Annotated in this window: 14 protein-coding genes; 10 read left to right on the top strand and 4 right to left on the bottom strand. The window is 45.5% G+C overall.

What is annotated here, in order from left to right; genetic code table 11:
* Positions 1-37: 37 nt before the first annotated feature.
* From frr to GO620_RS13250, 4 genes are all read right to left on the bottom strand, one after another.
* Positions 38-601, bottom strand: a complete 564-nt coding sequence (gene frr, locus GO620_RS13265; protein WP_157526903.1) for a ribosome recycling factor — start codon at positions 599-601, stop codon at positions 38-40.
* 123 nt (positions 602-724) lie between these two features.
* A complete protein-coding gene (locus tag GO620_RS13260) occupies positions 725-1,222 on the bottom strand; it encodes a lipocalin family protein (RefSeq protein WP_157526904.1) in 498 nt (165 codons plus the stop codon).
* 138 nt (positions 1,223-1,360) lie between these two features.
* The gene (gene bglX / locus GO620_RS13255; protein ID WP_157526905.1) at positions 1,361-3,658 is read right to left on the bottom strand and encodes a beta-glucosidase BglX; all 2,298 of its coding nucleotides are present in this window, start codon (positions 3,656-3,658) and stop codon (positions 1,361-1,363) included.
* A gap of 71 nt (positions 3,659-3,729) precedes the next feature.
* On the bottom strand, positions 3,730-6,435 hold the full coding sequence (locus GO620_RS13250) for a DUF5686 and carboxypeptidase-like regulatory domain-containing protein (protein ID WP_157526906.1): 2,706 nt from the start codon (positions 6,433-6,435) through the stop codon (positions 3,730-3,732).
* Between the two features lie 562 nt (positions 6,436-6,997).
* Here GO620_RS13250 and GO620_RS13245 point away from each other — a divergent pair.
* The 10 genes from GO620_RS13245 (at position 6,998) to GO620_RS13200 (ending at position 23,328) form a co-directional block, all read left to right on the top strand.
* Positions 6,998-7,510 carry a DUF4402 domain-containing protein gene (locus GO620_RS13245; RefSeq protein WP_157526907.1) on the top strand — a complete coding sequence of 171 codons (513 nt, stop codon included), beginning with the start codon at positions 6,998-7,000 and terminating at the stop codon, positions 7,508-7,510.
* A 137-nt stretch (positions 7,511-7,647) separates the two neighbouring features.
* Positions 7,648-8,484, top strand: a complete 837-nt coding sequence (locus GO620_RS13240; RefSeq protein WP_157526908.1) for a fimbrial biogenesis chaperone — start codon at positions 7,648-7,650, stop codon at positions 8,482-8,484.
* Positions 8,485-8,617: 133 nt separating this feature from the next.
* Positions 8,618-17,065: a beta strand repeat-containing protein gene (locus tag GO620_RS13235; RefSeq protein WP_200230113.1), complete on the top strand. Its 8,448-nt coding sequence runs from the start codon at positions 8,618-8,620 to the stop codon at positions 17,063-17,065.
* Entirely contained in the window at positions 17,062-17,586 is a 525-nt protein-coding gene (locus GO620_RS13230; RefSeq protein WP_157526910.1) for a DUF4402 domain-containing protein, read from the top strand. The genes GO620_RS13235 and GO620_RS13230 overlap by 4 nt, the downstream gene beginning before the upstream one ends.
* 38 nt (positions 17,587-17,624) lie before the next feature.
* Positions 17,625-20,267 carry a hypothetical protein gene (locus GO620_RS13225; RefSeq protein WP_157526911.1) on the top strand — a complete coding sequence of 881 codons (2,643 nt, stop codon included), beginning with the start codon at positions 17,625-17,627 and terminating at the stop codon, positions 20,265-20,267.
* Between the two features lie 37 nt (positions 20,268-20,304).
* Complete coding sequence (locus tag GO620_RS13220; RefSeq protein ID WP_157526912.1) at positions 20,305-20,727, top strand: DUF1810 domain-containing protein; 423 nt, start codon at positions 20,305-20,307, stop codon at positions 20,725-20,727.
* A 55-nt stretch (positions 20,728-20,782) separates the two neighbouring features.
* Entirely contained in the window at positions 20,783-21,556 is a 774-nt protein-coding gene (locus tag GO620_RS13215) for an HNH endonuclease (protein ID WP_157526913.1), read from the top strand.
* A gap of 49 nt (positions 21,557-21,605) precedes the next feature.
* Positions 21,606-22,157: an HpaII family restriction endonuclease gene (locus GO620_RS13210; protein WP_157526914.1), complete on the top strand. Its 552-nt coding sequence runs from the start codon at positions 21,606-21,608 to the stop codon at positions 22,155-22,157.
* A 2-nt stretch (positions 22,158-22,159) separates the two neighbouring features.
* On the top strand, positions 22,160-22,477 hold the full coding sequence (locus tag GO620_RS13205) for a hypothetical protein (protein WP_157526915.1): 318 nt from the start codon (positions 22,160-22,162) through the stop codon (positions 22,475-22,477).
* Entirely contained in the window at positions 22,474-23,328 is an 855-nt protein-coding gene (locus GO620_RS13200) for an N-acetylmuramoyl-L-alanine amidase (protein WP_157526916.1), read from the top strand. The genes GO620_RS13205 and GO620_RS13200 overlap by 4 nt, the downstream gene beginning before the upstream one ends.
* Positions 23,329-23,830 lie beyond the last annotated feature (502 nt).

The following is a 23,830-nucleotide window of genomic DNA, read 5'->3' as shown; positions in this document are numbered from 1 at the left end:
AAGCGCTCATTCCCTTTAATTTGACATTGGGTTTATGTTAAACCGTCATGATATCTTTTTCTTTAACCTCGCTAAGCTTGTCAACTTTAACGATATAAGTATCAGTGAGTTTCTGAACTTCGCCTTCGCCGGTTTTCATTTCGTCTTCAGATACGCCTTCAGATTTTAGCTTGCGGATCTTGTCATTAATGTCTTTACGGATGTTACGTACAGATACTTTGCCGTTCTCAGCCTCAGCTTTAACCTTTTTTACCAAGTCGCGGCGGCGTTCTTCTGTCAACGGCGGAACATTAATACGGATGATGACACCATCATTTTGTGGGTTCACGCCCAGGTCGGCTTCCATTATGGCTTTCTCAATGGCGCCTAACAATGATTTTTCCCATGGCTGTACAACAATGGTACGTGCATCAGGCGTGTTTACACTACCTACTTGTGCCAAAGGAGTTGGCGAACCATAATAATCTACCAATATACCATCAAGCATAGCAGGGCTGGCTTTGCCTGCGCGTATTTTGCTCAATTCGTTATCAGCATGGTCTATCGCCTTATCCATTGCAGATTTAGCGTCGTTTAATAATGATTTTATGAGTTCGCTCATGAGTAATAAATTTTGTCAAAAATAACAAAAACTATCATTTAAGCTAAGCGGTGTTACAACTGCAGAAAAGGCAGCAGGCAATCCGGATGGGTAAGGTAACGGTTAACGATATAGGCACAAACCTTACGCATGATGGTGTTGTGAGGTAAGTTTAGCAACGTCGTAACCCTTGGCTTTGCAACGGGCTACTATTTCTTCGTGCAGTTTCTCATCCATCTCTGGCTTGCGCGACATAATGAAAAGAAACTTTTTATCCGGGTGGCCAACTACTACGTAAGAATAATCGTCTGCAACCTCTATCACCCAATAATCTACTTTAAAAGGCCACAGAAACTGTGCTTTGAACTGCCCGTTTGCAACATTCGCAACAGGGAACAACTTCGATCGGTATGTTTTAAGATCGCCATCTTTGTGTGCCTCAGTAAGTACGTTATAATAACCGTCTTTATTTAAGGTATACATTGTGGTGGTTTGCTGGGTATTCTTATCAAACATGGTTGGTATAGAGTACAGCGAATACCACTTGCCCGCAAACTTATTCAGTTCTATAACCGGTACGGGTTTGTTTGCCGGACTAAAAAACGATACCAGCGATAAAGCTATTGCAAACAATGTTTTCATAGGTAGATGGTTGATTGTTTTACTTGTAGATGTAGCGTCGGTTTGTAATAATTAACGGAATAGTATGCTGTCCGGATTTTGCAGGCACAAAAAAAGCCCCGCAGTTTCCTGCGAGGCTTAAAATAAATTATGGCGCTGTTATTTAACCCACTGTACAGATGCCTTATGCGTATCTGCTGAGTTGGTGCCTATTTCGATATTGAATTGTCCTGGTTCCCAATCGTAAACCAGTTTATTATTAAAGAATTTAAGGTCTTGAGTGGTGATGTTGAAAGTAACGTCTTTTTGCTCGCCGGGCTGTAACATGATCTTTTTAAAGTTTTTTAACTCCTTTACGGAACGGCTGATGGTGGCTACCGGATCGCCAACGTAAAGTTGTACGGTTTCTTCGCCGGACAATTTACCGGTGTTTGTTACGGTGACTGTCGCAGTAAGCGTTTCATTGCCTTTTAAATTGGTCTTGCTCAATTTAACAGGGCTGTAGCCAAATGTAGTATAGCTTAAACCGTAACCGAACGGGAATAAAGGGTCGTTAGATATATCGATATAATCTGAACGGAACTTGGCATTTCCTTTTCCGCTGAAGGGACGGCCTGTGTTTTTGTGCGCGTAGTAAATAGGTATTTGGCCTACACTGCGCGGAAAGGTTGCGGTGATCTTACCCGATGGATTATAGTTACCAAATAATACATCGCCAATGGCATTACCTGCTTCTGTACCCGGCGCCCAAACATCAAGCATGGCATCAATGTGATCATTCTCCCAGGTTAAGGTTAACGGGCGGCCGTTAAATAGCACTGCAACAATTGGTTTGCCTGTTTTAACCAGTGCACGCAATAGCTCCTGCTGCGTTTCGGGGATACTAATGTCAGAGCGGCTTGATGATTCGCCGGTCATATTGGCCGACTCGCCAACTACTGCCACAACAACATCTGCTTTCTTAGCCGTTTTCACAGCCTCGTCTATCATGTCCTGCGCGGGGCGATCGTCGCGCTGTTGCTTCATACCAAAAAACCAAGCGCGCTCATTTAGCAACGAGTCATCTGTGAAATTTGACCCGCGGGCGTAAAGTACCTTTACATCTGGGCCGGCAGCGCGTTTAACACCATCAATAACACTTACAGATTTATTAGGGTCGCCGGCGATAACCCAGGTACCCAACATTTCTGAGTGATTATCTGCCAACGCGCCAATCAGAGCGATGGTGCCCGACCTTTTTAATGGCAGCAACTGACCTTTGTTTTTCAGCAACACAAAAGAGTGTTCTGCGGTTTCTTTAGCTGCCTGGCGGTTGGCGTTTGTCAAAACGTTCTTTGCTTCGCGCTCCGCGCTAATAGATTTATACGGATTGTCAAACAATCCCAGCTTGTACTTCGCTTCGAGCACACGGCGGCAGGCCATATCGATTTCGGCTTTGGCTACCTTGCCTTCGCTTAAAGATTTTTTCAAGGTCTTTAAAAAGCCCTCGCCAACCATATCCATATCCAGGCCGGCCTTTAATGCCAGTGCCGACACTGTTTGCAGGTCGCCAAGGCCGTGGTCACTTAATTCGTTAACAGAAGTGTAGTCTGAAACTACAAAGCCTTTAAAGCCCCATTGTTTGCGCAGCAGATCTGTAAGCAGCCATTGATTGGCTGTTGCCGGAACGCCGTTAATTGTATTGAAAGAACTCATAAAACTACCCGCGCCCGCGTCAAGTGCTGCTTTGTATGGCGGCAGATAGTCCTGGTACATTTTTATAAGGCTCATGTCTACTGTATTGTATTCGCGACCTGCCTCAGCGCCACCATACAAGGCAAAGTGTTTTACACAAGCCATTACCGCGTCGGCGTTGGTCATGCTGGTGCCCTGGTAGCCTTTGATCATGGCCTTTGCTATCTGCGAGCCTAACCATGGGTCTTCGCCAGAACCTTCCGAAATGCGGCCCCAGCGCGGGTCGCGCGAAATATCAACCATTGGCGAGAATACCCAATTTAAACCTTCTGCTGTGGCCTCGCTGGCCGCGATCTTTGCAGCGCGCTCTATCAAGGGCATATCCCATGTTGCCGACATACCCAACGGGATAGGGAATATAGTGCGGTGGCCGTGAATTACATCTAAACCAAATATCAGCGGGATATGCATACGGGTGTTATTCACCGCTAACTCCTGCACCTTGCGCACCTTGTCAACACCGTACAAACCGAAGATGCCGCCAATGTTACCCGCCTTTATTCCGGCTTCGACACCATTATTTACCACGGCACCTGTAGTAGCCTGTCCGCTGGTAACCAGGTTAAGCTGGCCAATTTTCTCGTCGAGCGTCATTTTAGACATCAGTTGCGAAACGAACTGATCCATTTTATTAGCATGCGCGCCTTGCTTTTTTACCTGAGCGAAGCCGCCAAAGGTAACCACGCACAGCAGTGCCGCCGAAGTATATTTTTTGAAGTTCATAATTGGTTTTGGTTAGCTGATAAGTGTGCAAGATACAATTGGTGTGCAACTTACACAAATGCGTGTCGCTACTACAAATCCGGACTGAAGCTTAGCTTAAGACCATACGGTGTCACGCCCGGGTGGTCCAGGTAGTTGAAACGTTTGATCACATCTACACGGATCAGCTTAAAGATATTACCTATACCCACACCGCCTTCTAAATATGGTTTACTTCCCAGCGAATAAGTTCCGGTGCCGCTGGCACCACCTGTTGGGAAACGGTATAATCCAATAGAATATGCTGGGTCATTCTCTTTACGTACGCCACCGATCAATGCTTTGAATGACAAGTACTCGCGCCATTTTAAATGCTCTATCAGCGGAATTTTGTTCAGGAAAAAGCCGTTGAAGTTCTCGGTGTAGTTGATACCCGCGTAATGGTCGCTCACAAATTCCAGGTAATACATTTTGTTGTATGCATCAGGATCATATTCCAGCGACTGGTTAGCAGGGGAGATGTTCAACAGCGGGAAAGGCACCTTGCCGCCTAGGTAACCGCCCAGCAGCGTAACGTCTGCCGTGCCTAACTGAGAATAATAAAAACGCTTGGCAATGTTTAGCTGTACGTTTACGTAATTGTAATTGCTATGAAAAACATTGCTCAGGCCTTTATCTATTTGCAGGTTGATAATGGGATACTTGCTGTAAATGGTGTGGCGGTACTGCGTGCCTTGTATAAACTGCTCATGTGGCGCGTAACGCAGGTGCAAGCCAACCTCAGTTGTACTTAAAGTATTAATGACTGTGCCCGCAGGGTCGTTAAGTTGATAGATCAATGATCCTGCCGCTTGTTGATTTTGGTTTTTCAGGCTTACCTGGTAAGAGAAGTGATTGAGAAAATCCTTTACGTAGTCCAGGCGCACAATACGGGTGTATTGAAAATAATCGCTTACGCTCGACTGGAAGGAACCTAATGGTGTAGAACCGCTGGTAACAGAATTGCTTTGCCCCGGTCTGCCGATATCATAGAAATAGCTGACCTTAAAATAATCATTAGGGTATCGGTAGAACGGTGTCTTATTGAGCGAGAAGTACGTGGCAGCGTTAAATTTAAATTGCTTGTCCCGCGTTCCGTAGGCACCATAGCCCTCTAAATAGATGGTGCTATCCAACTTTGGCGTACTGCGGCCGCCTAACTGAAAACGCGAACCTTCTACCGGGCTGTGAAAATAAATATCCCCGATCTGTCCGATCTGGAAGGGACCTGTGTTAGCGTACCCGCCGGTTATGGTTGACGCCCACCAATTTAAACGCTTATAAGACTTCATAGTCTCCAGTCTGCTGATGTGCGCGTACGCGGTAGATTGTTGTTTATTAAGACTATCTGTACGGTTACGGTTCCAGAAAGCAGTATCCAATTTGACCGAATTAGCCGTTACCTGCTCACTTTTACCCTCATAAAACGCGGGGCTTCGGGGCGCGTTAAGTTTGTAATTGGTATAGTTTACCACCCTGTCGCCAAAAATGCTCAAGCCTTTGTTTTTAAATAGCCCAAAGTCGGCTTTTACGTCGCTTTTCTTTAAATAATAACGACCGTCGGGGTAGTCCTCAAAATCGAGATGCACATTTAAACTGCGCATAAAGTTGATATTGATCTGATGGTTCACATTCAGGTCGCAACCTTCGACCGCGTAGCGTCCGTTCAGTGTAACATATAACGTACCTTCAAACAACAGGTCGCCTTTATTACGGGGCGTAAAGCTTAGTTGAATAAGTTTCCCTTTATCAGTATTGATGGTGTCGGTAATAAAGAACTTGTAATAGTTGGGAGAATGATCGGCAATAGGGCTTAAAAATTGATTAGCCACAATGAAAATGTTGTTCTCATAAATGTCTATAGTGTTACCATAAAGCCTGTTGAGGTAAACGCCCAACCCGGCGGTGTCTATAAATTTAAGCACGTTGCTGGCTTTTTGAGCCGTTACGATTTCGATAGTTTTCTCGGGCTGCTTGCGGTAGAAATGTTCAGACAGCTTTTCCGATAAGTAAATAGGAATGGATGTTTGCGGCTTGCCGTTAATTTTCTGCAGTGTGTCTACCATAAAACTATATGGTCGCAAAAAGCCACTTTTTAATAAAGACGGCGGAAAGTTGTAAACCGAAAAACCTATGCGTTCATATTGATCAAACTGAAGATAATCGCTGCTCTGTGCACGGTTTAATGCCTTGTGGTCTATTACTTGTTGAATGAGTTCGACGGCAGGGTTGCCTTTATTTCTGTATGGTTGCTTCTTGCCCGATTTAACCACTACCTCTTTTAACTGCGTGGTTTTGCCCGAAAGCTTTATACTCAGCTCGTTAAGTTTACCGGGCTGGATATTTCTGGTAACGGACTGATAGCCTACCGTGCTAAAAGTCACTTTGGTATAAGAACCTGAGGCGGTCAGCCAAAACTCACCATCGTCGTTGCTGTCTGTGCCGTAGCCGGTACCGTCAAACTTAATGCTAATGAATGATAGCGGCTTGCCTGTTTTGGCATCTACTACCTTACCCTTAACAGATGTGCTGATCCCGGGCTGAGGAGTAGTGGCTGTCTGTACATGCGCGGTGTCTCTCTTAGCCGAAATGGTGTCTTTTCTGACGGTATCTGCTACCTGGGCATTGGCGACAGCTATCCGTGCAACAAAAAAAATGATAAAGCAATACTTGTACTTTAAAAGAAAACGGTGGTTGGCTAACCTATACTGATATTTTAAACGGGGTAATTTAAAATGATGATGCAAAATGATGAACAAATGGTAAATAAATAAGCTTTTGGGTAATTATCTCTGCATCGTTATCTGTTACTGTTTTGCTAAATATAGCATAAAACTTCACAACGCTGCTATCAAAGCAATTTTGTTAACCCCTATAACGCATTTTTAGCTTAAAAAGTTTAGGCAGGTTGCATCTTTTGCAACAAACTTACAGCCGGTAATATTTAATATCACAGGCCAAGGCATCAGGTAAAAAAATGGTTGCCCAATAAGTTAATAAGCGATGGTAACTTGCTCATTTTGTGGAATTTTGTCGTTTAAGGTTATGTGGAATTAAAAATTAGTAAAAATATTTTCGCCCCAAAATTCCCCATAATTCCACAGTGTAAAATATAAAAACATTGTTCAAGCTGTTATTAAGCGTGTTTTGTGTAATTGGTACAGTTATAGCCAGTTAACTATGCTTGTTCTTTATAATATAATTTCAAGGGCTTGATTTTTCACTTAGCAAATTATTTATTAACATTGTATCGTAAATAGCCTAAGAACATTTAAACAATTAATAAGAAACTATCAGATTAACACTCTTAAACAAACCAACATGAAGAAATTATTTACAATTGCTGCTTGTGCTTTCGGCCTTATTTTAATGGCTAACACGGCATCTTTCGCTCAGGCATCTGCAACTGCTACAGCTACTGCAACCATTGTTACCCCAATTGCTATTTCTAAAACTACAGACATGAGCTTTGGTAACATAGCAGTCGGTGCAACCGGCGGAACAGTAGTGTTACCTGCAACAGGTGCACGTACAGTTACAGGTGGTGTTACTTTACCTGCAACTACCGGTACTGTGGCTGCAGCGGCATTTACTGTAACCGGTCAGTCTGGTTATACTTACGCCATTACATTGCCAGGTACTTCAACTACATTGTCAAGTGGCGCAAATACCATGACTGCTGCAACATTTACAAGCAGCCCATCTGGTACAGGTACACTTACTTCGGGTACTTCAACTTTAACAGTAGGTGCTACTTTAACGGTAGGTGCAAGCCAGGCTGCAGGTACATATACATCTGCAACACCATTTACAGTTACTGTAAACTATAACTAATATTTTTAACAAGAAAAGATATCATACAAAAAAGGCGTATATTCACTATACGCTTTCTTTGTATAAAGACTATTTTAGCATAAGCAAAACGGACTAATTAAAGAGCTGACCCCGATTAACACTGATTTTTTTCTTCTATGAGATATTTCTACGCGGTTATTTTTTTAGCGCTGATAAACCTCCCCCTGGGTGTAAAAGCACAAGGTAACTTATTAATAGTACCGCGGCGTGTAGTGTTTGAGGGAGCAAAAAGGGTACAAGAACTTAATCTGGCCAACACCGGTATTGACTCTGCCCGCTTTACCATCTCTATTATTGAGTACCGTATGGAGAAAGACGGCAGTTTTAAAGAGATCACCGCTCCGGACTCTGGTCAGTACTTTGCAGATAAATTTGTCAGGTTTTTTCCGCGTTCTGTGTCTTTAGCGCCTAATGAAGCGCAAACTATAAAATTGCAGCTTGTAAATACAGCACAGTTACAAACAGGTGAGTACAGGTCGCATATTTATTTCAGGGCTGTACCTAAGATCGACAATTCGCCGATCATAGATAAATCTAAAGATTCGGCCGCGATAAAGGGTGAGATCAGCATTAAATTGCTTGCACAGTACGGTCTATCTATCCCGCTAATTATCCGCGTGGGTCAGCAAGACCTTAAGGTATCGATGACCAATCTTATTGTTAAATACCAGGATAACAAGCCGGTGCTGCAATTGGATATTAACCGCAGCGGGAATGTATCTGTGTATGGTGACATTAAGGTAAATTATGTTGCCGATAATGGTACAGTATCGTCGCTGGGAATTATCAGAGGATTAGCCGTTTATACCCCAAATGCTGTTCGGACAGTAAATATTGCGTTAGAGCCAAAATCGAATCAAAATCTTCATAAGGGAAAATTGCAGGTGATATACACCGCACAACCCGAGGCCAAGCCGCAAAAATTTGCAGAGACCGAATTGCTGCTGAAATAGCAATAGAACGCGTTTTTATTAAGCTCCTGATATAAACTGCCGGGTTAAACACCAGGCGGAATATGCCAATTACAGTCGCTATCTAAGCATTGCTATGAGTATGTGCCAACGGTTTGTGAAAGCAATTGTGCTTGTGATTACTATAATTGCAGGTATAACTGTCGACGCCCGCGCGCAGCTTTCCGGTACATTCACCATACCCGGCGATTACGCTACTATTTCTGCAGCTGTCACCGCACTTAATACCAGTGGTGTTGGCACGGGCGGTGTAACGTTCAACATAGCTGCAGGATACACCGAAACCTTATCTGCAACAATTTCATTAACCGCTACCGGTACATCGGCAAATCCCATCATCTTTCAAAAGTCCGGCAGCGGTGCTAATCCACAGATCACTTCATACACCGGAACAGCCGTGGCCAATACCAGCGGTACAACACTTGTGCTTGACGGTATATGGCGATTTGTAGGGTCTGATTATGTAACGATAGACGGTATAGATCTGGTAGAAAACGCCGCCAATACTACCAATGCCCAGCAGATGGAATACGGCTACGGCATGTTTAAAACTTCTACAAACGGATGCCAGAACAATACCATTAAAAATTGCAGTATTTCTCTCAGTGCAAGCAATAACGCTACCGCAACATCGGCTACGGGCCCGGTGCCTAATGGTTCTACAGGGATATTGATCACTAACGCCGTGTTTACCAATAGTAACGCGGCTTTAGGTATTAATACTGCTATAGGCCCAAATTCTAATAACGATATCTATTCAAATACCATTAGTAATTGCTTTAACGGGATAGAGATTATAGGTTACAACGCCACGGCGGCAAACATTCCTTACGCTGACGCCGGCAATGACATAGGCGGAAGTTCTGCCGCGACAAAAAACACGATAAGCTACAGTTACAACACGGCGGTTGCAGTCACTACCGTTTCTGCGGGGATTTTTGTATCGGGCCAGCAGGGTGTCAATATTGCCAATAATGTTTTAACCAGCGCCCTATATCCGGGATTAGTGAAGGGTATTTATCTTGGGCCCGCTGTAAGTGCGAGCGCGACTGTAAACGCAAACACTATCACAGTAAACGGCGGGAACGCGTCAACCCTGGTTACGGGAATAGAAAACGCTTCGGGAAGCACGGCTGCATCAAACACTGTTGCCATCACAAATAATAATGTTGTTAATGGCAGTTACGCTTTCAGCCTTGCTGCCGCAGGCAATTTTTATGGTATTTACAATACTTCCACGGCAGCCACATTAAGCATTCTTAATAACACTTTTACCGGTAATACTGTGGTTAATACAGGCACAAGTTCGGGCAACAATATTCCAACGCTTGCAGGCATATTTAATAATGCCGCTTGCGGTACGCTTACCATAACGGGAAATATAGTCGCAGACAATACCTTAACCAACAGTTCTACAACCGCAACCGCAGGCAGGATTTATAGTATTTACAATGGATCTGGGGTAACCACAACAATTTCTATTACAGGTAACAGCCTGGGGTCTCAAAGCCTTAGTTTATCATCCTTTAACCTTGATGGAGCCAATACTAACACCGGTACCAGTGTACTTGTCTACAATAATGGCGGCGGTTCTGCTGCAACACTTACAATTACCGGTAACAGCTTTTACAACCCCATAATATCAACTACGGTGGCCAGTACAACGGCGTTATCTTGCATTACCAGTGGGACAACCGTTGCCGCCAGCAACATCAGCAATAATGTTTTTTATAATCTTAACCCGAATATAACAGGTGCGCTTACACTAATTACCAGTTCTGCAGCTGTAACCGGCGGTACCCTTGATATCAATAGTAACAGCATATCCGGGACTTTAAGCAAAACCGCTGTTGGATCCATTACATGTATAGCCCTTACCGGAACGTCAACCGGGGGTACCATCAATCATAATAACAATAACTTCTCGAACATTACGGCCAATGGCTCGTCGGGTATTTTGGGGATAAACCTTACAGACAACAGCGCTGCTAATACCACACGCACAATACAAAACAATGTGTTTAATGCGTGGAGCAGTGCTAACACCGCTACAGGCGCACTAACCGGAATCTCGATGAGCAACAGCGGCGCATCCGGCAGTAACACACTCATAGTGCAGAACAACAGCTTTACGAACTGGACGCCGAGCGGAACAAGTGCTACAAACGGAATAGCGATGACACTTTCAGGCACGTCTAACACCGTAAATGCGTCTGTATCAAATAATACTATAAACACCATTACAAACGCCGGCACAGGCACTGTTACCGGCATAAGTGTAACATTGTCGGGCGCTACAAATGCCACTGCTTTAACGGTACAAAAAAATACAATCACAGGATTGACTAATAATGCAAACGCTGCTATAGTTGGCATTACGCTGCCAAGTGGTGTGGCAACCGCGACCGGATCCATTTTGGTTTCTTCGAATAACTTAAGCAGCTGGACAAACAGTGGTACCGGGACAACAACAGGCATCACTTCGTCAATAACCGCTACGAGCACTTCTGCCATAGTAAATTTTCAAAACAACATACTTAGTACTTGGACTACAGGTAACGGTGCTATCACCGGTATAATTGCCAACATAACACCTAACGGCAATGCGGTGACAGGAAATCAGCTTAATGCTATAAGCGGCGGCACAGGTACTATTACCGGGATCACTACAGCTGCGGGTAATCCAAATATATGGGGGAATACCATCAATGGCTTGTCCGGAACAGGTTCTGTAAATGGCATAAGCGCAACGGCAGGCGCAAGCGGTACTATACAAGAGATTTATAAAAACCTTGTATATGGCATATCTACAACCAGTACCACGTCTCAAACAGCAAATGGTATTTTGGTTTCCGGTGGTACCATAAATACCGTAAATGTTTATAAAAATAAAATCTATGACATCGCCAATACCAGTAGCGGGACGGCAACCGCGTTAGCCAACGGCATTATTGCGACCGGCGGCGCAGGTGCAGCTGCAGGTACCAGCCCGGCTACACCTTTCATCTGTAATATTTATGATAATGTAATTGGTACGATAACAGCACCGTCTGCAAGCAGCGCCGAAGCTGTAAGAGGTATAAATATCAACAACTCCTCTACCACGCAAACCAACTATAACGTTTATTTTAATAGTATTTACATCACCGGCACGTCAAGCGGGACCAATTTTGGCAGTACGGGTGTGTATGGTATCAACAATACTACTGCCAGCAGCGCGGCGGTAATATTAGACCTGAGAGACAATATTATTATTAACCTGGCGACGCCAAAAGGCACAGGTAAAACAGTAGCATTGCGGCGGAGCGGCACAACCGGCGCCGGGACGAGTACAAATTATGCTACTACCTCGAACAATAACTTATTTTACGCGGGAACGGCATCTGTAAACAACCTTCTTTTCTACGATGGTACAAATAGCTATCAGACCATCGCTACTTTTAGGGCTGGTACAAACATATCCCCACGTGAAACTGCCTCTGTATCTGAAGACGAGACCAGCTTTTTTATCAGCACTACACCATCGTCAGTTTCGTTTTTACGTTTTACGCCAACGGCGTCGCCAGCCGCAAAAAACGCGGGTGCCAACGTGAGTGGGATCACCGATGATATCGATGGGGAGATTCGCCAGGGCAATACCGGCTACATAGGCAGTAGCACAGCGCCAACCATTGGTGCCGACGAAATAATCAACGACGTAACCAAACCTGCGATAACTTATACCGCTCTTACCACACAAACCGTGTCAACCGGTATTAGCTTAACATCGGTAACGATAACCGATGCCAATGGAGTAAATACCATTCCGGGTTATAAACCCAGATTATACTATAAGCGTTCTGTCGATAACAATACTTATGTCGACAATACTTCCGCTACTAACGGCTGGAAATATGTAGAGGCCACCGGAACCACGTCGCCGTTTACTTTTAATATAGATTATACTTTGCTTTTTGGCGGCGGCACAAACGCGGGTGGTAACATTCAATACTTTGTAACCGCGCAAGATATCGCGGCTGCGCCGAACGTGCAGATCAACTCGGGCACCTTTGCTACTACACCTGCGAGTGTGGCACTGACATCATCGGCTTTTCCTTTAGGCGGAACCATCAACAGTTATAACGTTTGGTTTAATGGTACTTATAATGTGGGCACTACAGGTGGCTATACCTCGCTAACCAATACCGGTGGTTTGTTTGATCAGATCAACACCTACGGCATGTCTGGCAACGTAACGGTAAATATCACAACCGATCTTTCATCTGAAGCCGGAACAGTAGCTTTAAATGCCTGGACAGAGTCGCCTGCTTCAAGTAATTACACATTAACCATTCAGCCCGACGCGACAACTTTGCGTACCATCAGCGGCAGCGCTTCTACAGGTTTAATACGCTTTAATGGCGCAGACAGGGTAACTATAAACGGAGGAACTAGCAAAAGCCTGCTGTTCAAAAATACCTACACGGCCACTGCTACAGGTAGCACGGCTTTCACCTTTGCTAACAGTGCGGTAAGCAATACCTTAAGCAATCTGGAAGCGGATGCTTATTCCACAAACGGTGTCATTTTTTTCAGCACCGGTAATGGCACGATTGGTAATAACAATAACATAATAGATAACTGCAATATAAACGGCACAATTTCTACAAGTACATCCGGCACAGCAATTATTTCTACGGGAACGACAACCGCAGGCCAGGAAAATACAGGCAACACGATATCTAACAGCAATATTTACAGTTATCTTAATCGTGGGATTGACCTTACGGCAGGAAACTCCGGCTGGACAATCACTACAAATAATCTTTATAATGCAAGCGTAACAGCGGGCGCTTTTGCGGCAGGTACGCAATTGTATGGTATACGGGTGGCAACAGGCACCGGGTACACTATCAACGGAAACAGCATTGGCGGTACAACATCAGGTGCGGGCGGAGCTAACGCGGTTTACACTTCAACGGGCAACCTGTCTTTTACCGGTATATCGCTTACAGCTACCACAACGACAGCGTCTGTTATCAAAGGCAACGCTATATCTGCCATAAGCATATCAGCGGTACCAACAGCGGCATCGACATTAATTTTCAGGGGGATAGAAACTTCAGGAGCGAATATTACTGTTGGCGGCACATCAACTGCCGATGGAAACATCATCGGTTCTAAAACCGTAAACGGCTCTATTGCCGTTACAACTACTACTGCTACCGCTACATTTACGTCTATTTTTAACGGCATTAGCCACGCGGCCACAGGCGGCACCATTAACTACAACCAAATTGGCGGCATAGACATTAATAATGTTGGCGCGGCGCCGGCACCTTCTACAGTGCAACTCATTGCAGCTACTAGTACAACCGCACCAACGCAGATCAACAACAATATAATTGGCAGTGCAACCCTTGCAAATAGCGTAAGGGTATTGTCAACGTCCACAGCGACTACCACATCGCTGGCAGGTATCGTGCTCGCAAGTACTGTGGCTTCGCCTGTGGCGGTCAGCAACAACCGTATCGATAATATCAGCAACCTCAGTACTACCTCTTCGGGGAGTTTTACGGGTATCAGCAGTTTAACAACTAACAGCGCGGCTGTGCTTACCATCCAGGCAGATACAGTGCAGAATATTACAGCGGCTGCTAACGCAAACGCGGGATCTACTTTTTACACGGGTATTTCTGCGGTTAGTCCGTCTACCATCAGCAATAACGTGGTAAATGCCTTTACCTATCCTTCTACCGGGACTGCCGCCCAGATTGTAGGTATTAATAACGCCGGTGCTTACAAGTTTACGGTATCTAATAATACCATCAGCAGCTTGACCACATCTTCTGCTAAGGCTGATGCTACTATTGAAAGCGGTGCACCATCTTTAGCAGCTGTTGCAGGGATCGTTAATACAGCGACTGTAACCGGGCAGAATATAACAGGTAATATGATCTTCGGGTTAAGCTCAACAGCTACAAGCGCTACCGCGGTAGGCATCATTGGTATTGGCGTCTCAGGCGCGCCTGCCGGCACGCATACTATAGCCAATAACCGGGTTTACGGTTTAACCAATTCGGCTACCAGTACATCCGCAGGGTTGGTTGGTATACTTGCGACAACGACATCGGGCACCTACAACGTCTACAATAACATCATCAAACTAAGTAACGGCGCCGCGACGAACAACGTTAAAATATTCGGTATAAGCGCTGGCGGTAACTCGGCCAGCGGGCTGGTAAACTTGTACTATAATTCTGTACAGATAAGTGGTGCGCCCGGTACGGGCAGCGCTAAAAGTGCAAGCTTTATAAGGCCATTGACCAATGTAATTAGCCTGATGGATAACATCCTGGTAAATACCCGGACGGGCACCGGTCCGAATTATGCTGTAAGTAATCCGGCCGCCACTCCGGCCAGCGGATGGTCATCAACGGCATCAGATTATAACGATTTTTACGCGAGCACAGCCGCAAACCAGGGTGAATGGGGATCGGGCGTTGCCAGGACATTTGCCACCTGGAAGACATCATCCGGCGGGGACAGCCATTCAGTCAACGCGGCGGTTACATTCGTTGCCTCGACAGCAGACCTGGTACCTGACGGCAGCACCAACTGCGCCATTTATGGTACCGGCACGCCCATAGCAGCTGTCACCACAGATATCGCGGGAGCCACCCGCAACGCTACCACACCGGACATGGGTGCTTATGAATTTGTGTATACATCGACAACGGTAACATGGACAGGTAACGCGGGTACCAGCGATTGGACAAACTCACGCAACTGGTGCGGTTATGTGCCAACAAGCGGTACGGACGTGATCATAGCCAGTGGCGCAGCCATATATCCAACTTTGCCAACCGGGACTTACATTGCCCGTAACCTGCAGATACAAAGCGGTGCGTCGCTGACTATTACCACGGGTACGCTTCAGATTGCAGGCACTATCACAAATAGCGGCACATTTACAGCATCTAACACGGCGGCTACAGTAGAGTTGAACGGCTCAACCGCGCAAACCATTCCGGCAGCCACGTTCGCTACAAATACTTTAGGTAACTTAAAAACCAATAACTCCGCAGGTGTCACCCTTGGCGGTGCTTTGAGCGTATTGAGCGTAGTTTATCCAACACTTGGCACTTTTAACGCCAATGGTAACCTTACACTTGTATCGAGTGCTACCCAAACCGCCTTGGTTGACGGCACGGGCGCAGGCAGCATTACAGGCAACGTTACCATGCAGCGTTACCTGGCATCGGGCTATGGATACAAGTATTTCAGCTCGCCGGTACAGGCAGCGACTGTGGCATCGTTCTCGTCTGTCGTCGACCTGAACGCCAGTTTTCCTAACTTTTACAATTATACCGAGGCTAATGCCAATACAGGTTTCGGAACCTATACAACAACCACTAACCCATTGACTCCGTTTGTTGGCTACGCGGTAGATTTCGGTTCTGCTACAGCGGCTAAAACAGTTGCCATAACAGGTGTAGTAAATGATGGCGCATTAAGCCAAACGATCTATAACACAAATCAAACATATACGCAAGGCTTTAACCTGGTAGGCAACCCATACCCGTCGCCCATAGAATGGTCGGCGACAAGTGGGTGGACGAAGACCAATATTGATGACGCGCTTTATTACTTCGACTCGGCAAGCCCGAGCGGGGCCAACCAGTATGATGGTACCTATAGCACTTACATTGGGGGGGTGTCGAGTGATGGTATAGCTACTAATCTTATCGCATCTATGCAAGGCTTTTTTGTGCACGTGTCGGATGGTGCTTACCCTGTGACCGGCACTTTAGGCGTTACAAATGCGGTAAGGGTTAATAATCTCACTGCCTATTTCCATAAATCCAACAGCTTTAAAAGCAATAGCATAACACGCTCTTTGGTGCGGGTTACCGCGGCTTATAGCGGAGATGCTAAATCGGCGGACCCTGTGGTTGTTTACACTGATTTTGGGGCTACGCCGACCTTCAACAAGGCCCTGGACGCCGTTAAGCTGATGAATACCAACGACAATGTGCCCAATTTTTATGTACAGCGGGCCGGCACTTTAAGGCTGGCCATAAACGCGCTTTCAAAAATGGACACCGGCACAATCGTTCCGCTAAGCTTAAGGCTGCCGAAAGATGGTAATGTTGACTTTACGCTTGCTACCGCGGAGAACCTGCCGGGTGGGGTTAACCCATACCTTTACGACGCGCGCATCGGCAGGCATATCGCCTTAAAAAGCGGATCTAAATACAGCATTAAACTTGCCGCCGGCACTTACGACAATCGCTTCTTTATCACCTATAATGACAAAGACGAGAACATTGCGCCTGACGCGGATAACTTCTATGTGTACCGCAAAGATGGCCACGTTTTCGCCAACATACGTTATGTAGATAACCAGCCGGGCGACGTGTCGTTAGTAGGTATTACAGGCAATATCATTAGCAGGCAAAAAATAAACGGCAATGGCATTTATGACCTGGGTAGCCCCAAGGTGATCGGCGTTTACGTGATCAGCTTTATGTCGGGCGGAAAAATGCATGCTAAGAAAATATTTGTACCAGAATCACAATGAGAGCCGATCCAATTAAAATAATTCCGACGAAGAACGTAGCATTAGCTACGATTACGTTCTGCATGCTGATGCTATGCGCCTTGATATCTTTCGCGCAGCCGCAAAAACCGCCGCGCCCCATAAAGGTGACCATTGGCAATGCACAGGGCTTGCAGTTCGGCGCGTTTTCACAGACAGGATCAGGCGGAACGGTGCAGGTAACCTCAACAGGTAGCCGCTCATCAAGCGGAAGTATCATTTTACTTAATCTGGGATACACGTATGCGCCGGCCATTTACAATATCGATTCTGAACCCGGTGTGGTAGTGACAATTGTGAACGGCAGCGACGTAACACTTACGGGATCTGGCGGTGGCACTATGTCTTTACATTTGGGTTCATCTACCCCGACGTCGCCATTTGTGGTGCCACGTACACCCAGCCCTTACCCGGTTTACATAGGCGGTACCCTTACCGTTAATACCGGTAGTGTGCCGGGCAACTACACGGGATCTTTTAATATAACCTTTGTGCAGCAATGATCTTGATGTTGCACCTTTCTATGCCCACCCTTTAATAAATGTTTGCAAGAGATAGACGTTATCGCAATTTCTTGTTTCAAACTAAAGCGTTTGCCGCGCTAATAGCCGTTTTGCTGTTTTTTTTGCCCGATGCTAAAGCGCAGATCCAAAGCGACTATGACGAGGTACCGGTCGCTTTTAACGTTCAAAATGTTGATAATACACAGCTGAATATACTAGTAAAGGATGAGAAAGCTTACCTGCCCGTAAGCTACGTTTTCGACTTCCTGAAGATAAAGAATGTGCCCTCCGCCGACCGCGATTCGCTCACCGGTTTCTTTTTAAGCGAAGCAGATACGTACAACATCGACCGCTTGCACAGTGTGATCAATTATAAAGGCAAACCTTTTCCGGTTGTTGAGGGCGGCTTGTTTAAGTCTGCTGGGATGCTGTACCTCGAGTCAAGCTACTTTGGGAAGGTTTTCGCCCTAAACTGCAATTTCAATTTCCGTAACCTCACTATCAACGTAAACACAGAGCTGGAACTACCGGTAATGCGCGAAATGCGTTTAAATAATAGCCGCGCGAATGCCCTGAAAGTCGGCGTGGCCACCCGTGCCGACACGGTAGTTAAGCGCACCTATCCTGCGTTCAAATTCGGCATGGCAGACTGGTCTGTCATTAACTCTCAGGAAACCAACCTGGGAAATACTTCCCGGGCCTATTTAGGCTTGGGTGCAGTGGTTGCCGGCGGTGAGACTAATCTTAATTTAAATTACAGTACCGTTGACCATTTTGACAAGCGCAACCAATTTTATTCATGGCGGTTGGCTAATAATGATAATGCTGCACTGCGGCAGATCGTAGCGGGCAAGGTGTACGCCACATCAATTTCTTCTATTTACGCCCCGATATTAGGAGTAACTTTAACCAACACGCCTACTACCTTCAGGCGGGCTTATGGAACCTATACGTTGACCAATACCACCTTTCCCAACTGGATGGTAGAGTTGTACGTGAACAACGTGCTGGTCAGTTTCGTCCGTACAGATGCCGCGGGTTTGTACACCTTCCAGGTGCCGCTGGTTTACGGTTCATCGCAGATCAAGCTACGCTTCTATGGTCCGTCCGGAGAGGAGCGGTATACCGAGCAAAACATCACGATACCATACACATTTTTGCCGAAAAAAGAATTTGAATACAATGTAACATCGGGTGTGGTTGATGATGGCACGAATGCGAAGTTTGCCCGCCTTACCACAGGATATGGCCTTAGCAGCCGGGTAACGGTGGGCGCCGGTGCCGAATACACGTCGGCCAATACCACAGGTATTATTCTCGACTCTCTTAAGACCAAGAACAACGGCAACTTCATCCCATTTGCTAATGTGTCGGCAAGGGTATTTAAAAACTTGCTGGTATCGGGCGAATACGACTATAATGTGCGCACCCGTTTGGTAGCTACTTATAATCTGCTGTCGGGCTTGCAGATAGAATATAATGATACCTGGTACAAACAGGGGCAAACCGCCATTGCCAATACGTTTCTCGAAGAGCGTAAGGCTATCGTCTCCATCCCATTGCGCAGCCGCTCATTCGCTGCCTTTACCCGTTTCACCTTCGACCAGATCTTGCTGCCCGGCTCTTACTACGCCACTGCCGACTGGCTTATATCCGCCTCCGCGGGGAAGTTTCTGGCAAGTGTGAATACCTACGGTGTGTTGGTGAAAAGTTCGGCGCCATACCTGTACTCAAACTTCGCGTTTACGCTCACGCTCTTCAGGCAGTACCTGTTTACCCAGCAGGTGCAGGTAGAATACCGTAACCGCCGCATTGTAAATTTTAAAGACCAGATAGAGCGCCGGCTATGGCGAAATGGTTACATGAACTTCTCGATAGAGAACGATTTGAATGCAAACCTGCCTACTGTCGAATTAGGCTTTAGATATGATCTGCCTTTTGCGCAAACTTCGGCGTCTGTGCGGGCTAATAAGGCCTTCACCCGGTACACGCAATCGGCCAATGGCAGCATGATCTATGATGGGAAATCGGGCTATACCGGTTTTAAAAATTACACCAATGTGGGCAAGGGTGCCTTGAACGTCATCGCCTTCTTAGACCTGAACGAGAATGGTAAAAAAGACCCGGGCGAACCGCGTGCTTCCGGAATAAAGCTAAAGCTTAACAGCGGCAGGGTAGAGATCAACACCCGCGATACCAGCGTACGTATTACCGACCTGGAGCCATACATTAATTACCTGTTAGAGATAGACCCGCTGAGCTTTGAAAGTATTGCCTGGCGATTGAAGAAGCACAACTTTAGTGTCGCGGTAGACCCTAACCAAACCAAAGAGATAGATGTGCCGGTAACCATATCCAGCGAGGTATCGGGCAGGGTAAGCTTTATCGAGGATGGCGAAGACAGGGGTGTAGGCCGCGCAATTGTTGGGTTCTATAACAACGCGGGCAAACTGGTAGCCCGGACCACAACGGAACAGGACGGCTACTTTAGCTATATGGGACTGTCCCCGGGTGATTATTATGCCAAAATAGACCCCGACCAGCTGAAAGAAATTAACTTTGAATCGACGCCGGAGAAACTCGATTTCCACATCAGGCGCACCGTTGAGGGTGACACTGTGGACAACCTGGCTTTCTTACTAAGGGAACTGCCAAAGAAAACCAAGCCGGCAAAACCTTAAACGGCGAACCAATTACCAACTGCTGCGTTTACTTTTCATGGCAGCACAGTATGATCTCAATGGGTTTCTTAAAGCACAGGCTGGTGACTATGCAACCGCGTTGGCGGAAATAAAGGCCGGGCGAAAACGCAGTCACTGGATGTGGTACATATTTCCGCAGATTGCAGGCCTTGGCCACAGCGACATGGCTAAACATTACGCCATACAAAACCTTAGCGAAGCCGAAGCTTACCTGCATCACCCCACACTGGGCCCGCGACTGATTGAGATAAGCAAGGCACTGTTAGACCTGCCCGGCAGCAACGCCACCGCTATACTCGGCACGCCGGATGATATGAAACTACACTCGAGCATGACACTGTTTAGCCTGCTCAAAAACACCGACCCTGTGTTTCAACGAGTGCTGGATAAGTTTTTTAATGGTGAAAAAGACGAACAGACAGTAAGGAGGGTGGGGTAGTTCAAGTAATTAATTGATTGAATAGTTTTAAATTGTTCACTCAAAATAATCACTGATGAAAGACGGCCAATCTCTCTGGACTAAAGAACAATCCATTCTAGCTATCAACTTGTATTGTAAAATCCCTTTTGGACAGATGCACAAAGGGAATAAGGATGTTATTGAACTTGCTTCTTTGATTGATAGAAGTCCAAGTGCTGTAGCAAGGAAGCTAGGAAACTTTGCGAGTTTTGATGTCAAACTTCAACAGAGAGGAATTAAGGGTCTCGAAAATGTAAGTAAGTTAGATAGAGAAGTTTGGCAGGAATACATGCATAATTGGGACGAGCAATTTATTGAAAGTGAAAAGTTGCTGGCGGCAAAAAAGCACACCAGTGTCGAGAAATTAAATGGAATTGATCTTGATAATTTAAAAGAAGTTGAAGGTAAAGAGCGGCAGCGAATGGTCATAGTGAGAGTTAACCAATCACTTTTTAGAAAAATTGTCCTGTCAAACTATGATAATCGTTGTTGCATAACGGGATTAAATATTCCTGAATTAGTTATTGCAAGTCACATAGTACCGTGGAGTAAACATAAAACGGATAGGCTCAACCCTAATAACGGCTTGGCGCTAAATGCGCTACACGACAAGGCTTTTGATTGCGGCTTACTGACAGTTACAGAAGATTTAAAAGTAAAAGTTTCTACACGCCTTCTAAAGGGAAAAACGCTTGAAGCAATCAAAGACAATTTCTTAAAATATGATGGGGGATCAATTTTAGAGGCAAAGAAGTTTCAACCCTCTCCAGAATTTCTTAAAATTCATAACGATACATTTAAATCATAGTTCACTTATATCCGATTGACAGGTAATATTTGAGTAAATACTTTTGGAGATGATGAAAAGTCGTCCGCCACTCTCTTTTTTATTTTATGACTCACAAATTGATCGATTCGAAATTTCCAAAAGCACCCGGCAAATATTGAAATTAGTCGCAGCATTTACCAACAAATCTAATTTCAGCAAAGCGACAAGAGTATTCAAAGGACATTATAGCGATCCAATACTCTATAACAATTTGGTATTAGTTGAATCAAGACTTCCATTAATTCTCCAACATTTCGGTTTCAGAAATTTAAAGCAGAGCTGTTCGCGAATGAATTTGAGCACTATTAGCAACAATAATCCCTTACGAATACACAATGCCGTAAAAGACTTTTTTTATAAAAACGCGTTTAAGCGGCTCGCATATCATTTGTTCGTGGGGATGACATCAACAGAAGTATGGCACGGGCAGCCGACAACCACTGGGTTATCGATAATTCTTGAACGCGCCGGCAAATTTTCAGAGGTTCACATCTACAACCTAAGCCTTTTAGAAGAATTTCTTTTTAGAAAAGCGCGTATCAAAGGTAATGGAGAATTTGTTGAAATCTTTCACGTATAACCATGCCCAACATCAAACTTAACTATCTCTACCGCGACGCAGGTAATTATAAAAACTATAGTTCTGTTGTTTTTGGAAACAAAGACCAAATATCGGTCGCTTCTGTCAACCAAATTGTCAACAAATGTTTAATTGATGACGAGTTCTTTTACGCCAATGAGTGGCAAGTGCCGGACTTACATTTCGCGCAATGGGACAATGATCTTGACCATACCTTTCATGAATTTGAAAGCATAGAATTAACTGACGAACAGTCTAATTGTAACTTAGATATTAGCGAGTGGTTAAAATCTCTCCAATCCGCTATCTTAGCCCCATGAAACGCATTTGTCTTGCTGTACTTTCTTTAGTTATTCTGGCGTCGTGCTCGTCAAAAAAGCATGTGGTGGTAAATACCGTTCCGGTTGATAACAGCGTGTACGCGGCTACCAACAAGGTGTATACCCACCAGACCGACAGCCTATTGAAGATAATCGGCAACGAAAACCCGCCGATGCTGATAGACAGCACGGGCGGTACGGTGCCGGCCGAATGGGTAGGTACGGTAAACTTCGGGATGCGCAAACCTAACTATGTAATTATCCACTATACGGCGCAAGATTCGGTGCAGCAAACACTGCGCACCTTTACGCTAACCCGCACTGCCGTAAGCGCGCATTACGTGGTGGCCAAAGACGGTAAAATATTCCACATGGTTAACGATTACCTGCGCGCCAACCAGGCAGGGGTAGGCAAGTGGGGCAGCATCACTGATATGAACAGCTGTTCTGTAGGCATCGAGATCGATAATAACGGCAGCGAGCCGTATACAGGTCCGCAGATCAAAAGCCTTGTGGCGCTGCTGGTTTACCTAAAGAAATCATACAATATCCCAACTGCAAACTTTATAGGCCACCAAGATTGGGCGCCAAAACGCAAACCCGACCCGGGTCCGTATTTCCCATGGAAAACCGTAGCGCAATACGGCATAGGCTACTGGAGCGACTACATCGTAGTCCCCGCACCCGAGCATTACGACTATGTAACTGCCTTACGTTTGATCGGCTATGACACCAGCAATCTTAAAGACGCGGTGATCGCGTTTAAACGTCACTTTGTGCAAAGCGATGTTACGCCTGCTGTAACTCCGCTAATGCTAAACATTCTGTACAACGTCGCCGGTAAGTATTGAACCAGTTGATTACGAGCATCTTAACAGAAATTCTTTATGGCTTCCCGCCGGTACCGGAAAAATGTCAGTGTAACACCCTGAAACACTTGTGTTACAGTTTTTCGTCAAAAGCCACAAATCTGAAACACTGACACAGTTGTGCATCGTTGATAAACAGTAACTTACATCGCTGACAAAATAGCGTCAGATACTAATAAGTCAGTATTTGTAAGGAAACTGTCACATGTTACACCCGTCCGTCAGCTGACGGATCAGGGTTTTGGGTTGTTTGTAAGTAATTGCGGATAACACATCCCTAACCCCTCTCAAGAGGGGAGCATTAGTTTTTAAGGTAATACCATAGTTAATGGAACGGTCAATTGCAGTCAGATAATATTCCCGGGCTGTAATGTCAGCGCGCAGCTTCGGTGATAAATTGCTGCGGGCACTACGCCAGTGGGTTGAGGGCCGACGCAGCAATTTTGCAGGGCAAAGGCTTTGTGCGGCAAAAGAAGCCTTGCGC

Source organism: Mucilaginibacter ginkgonis, assembly GCF_009754905.2.
Taxonomy (GTDB): domain Bacteria; phylum Bacteroidota; class Bacteroidia; order Sphingobacteriales; family Sphingobacteriaceae; genus Mucilaginibacter; species Mucilaginibacter ginkgonis.
This window is presented reverse-complemented; position numbering and strand designations above follow the sequence as displayed.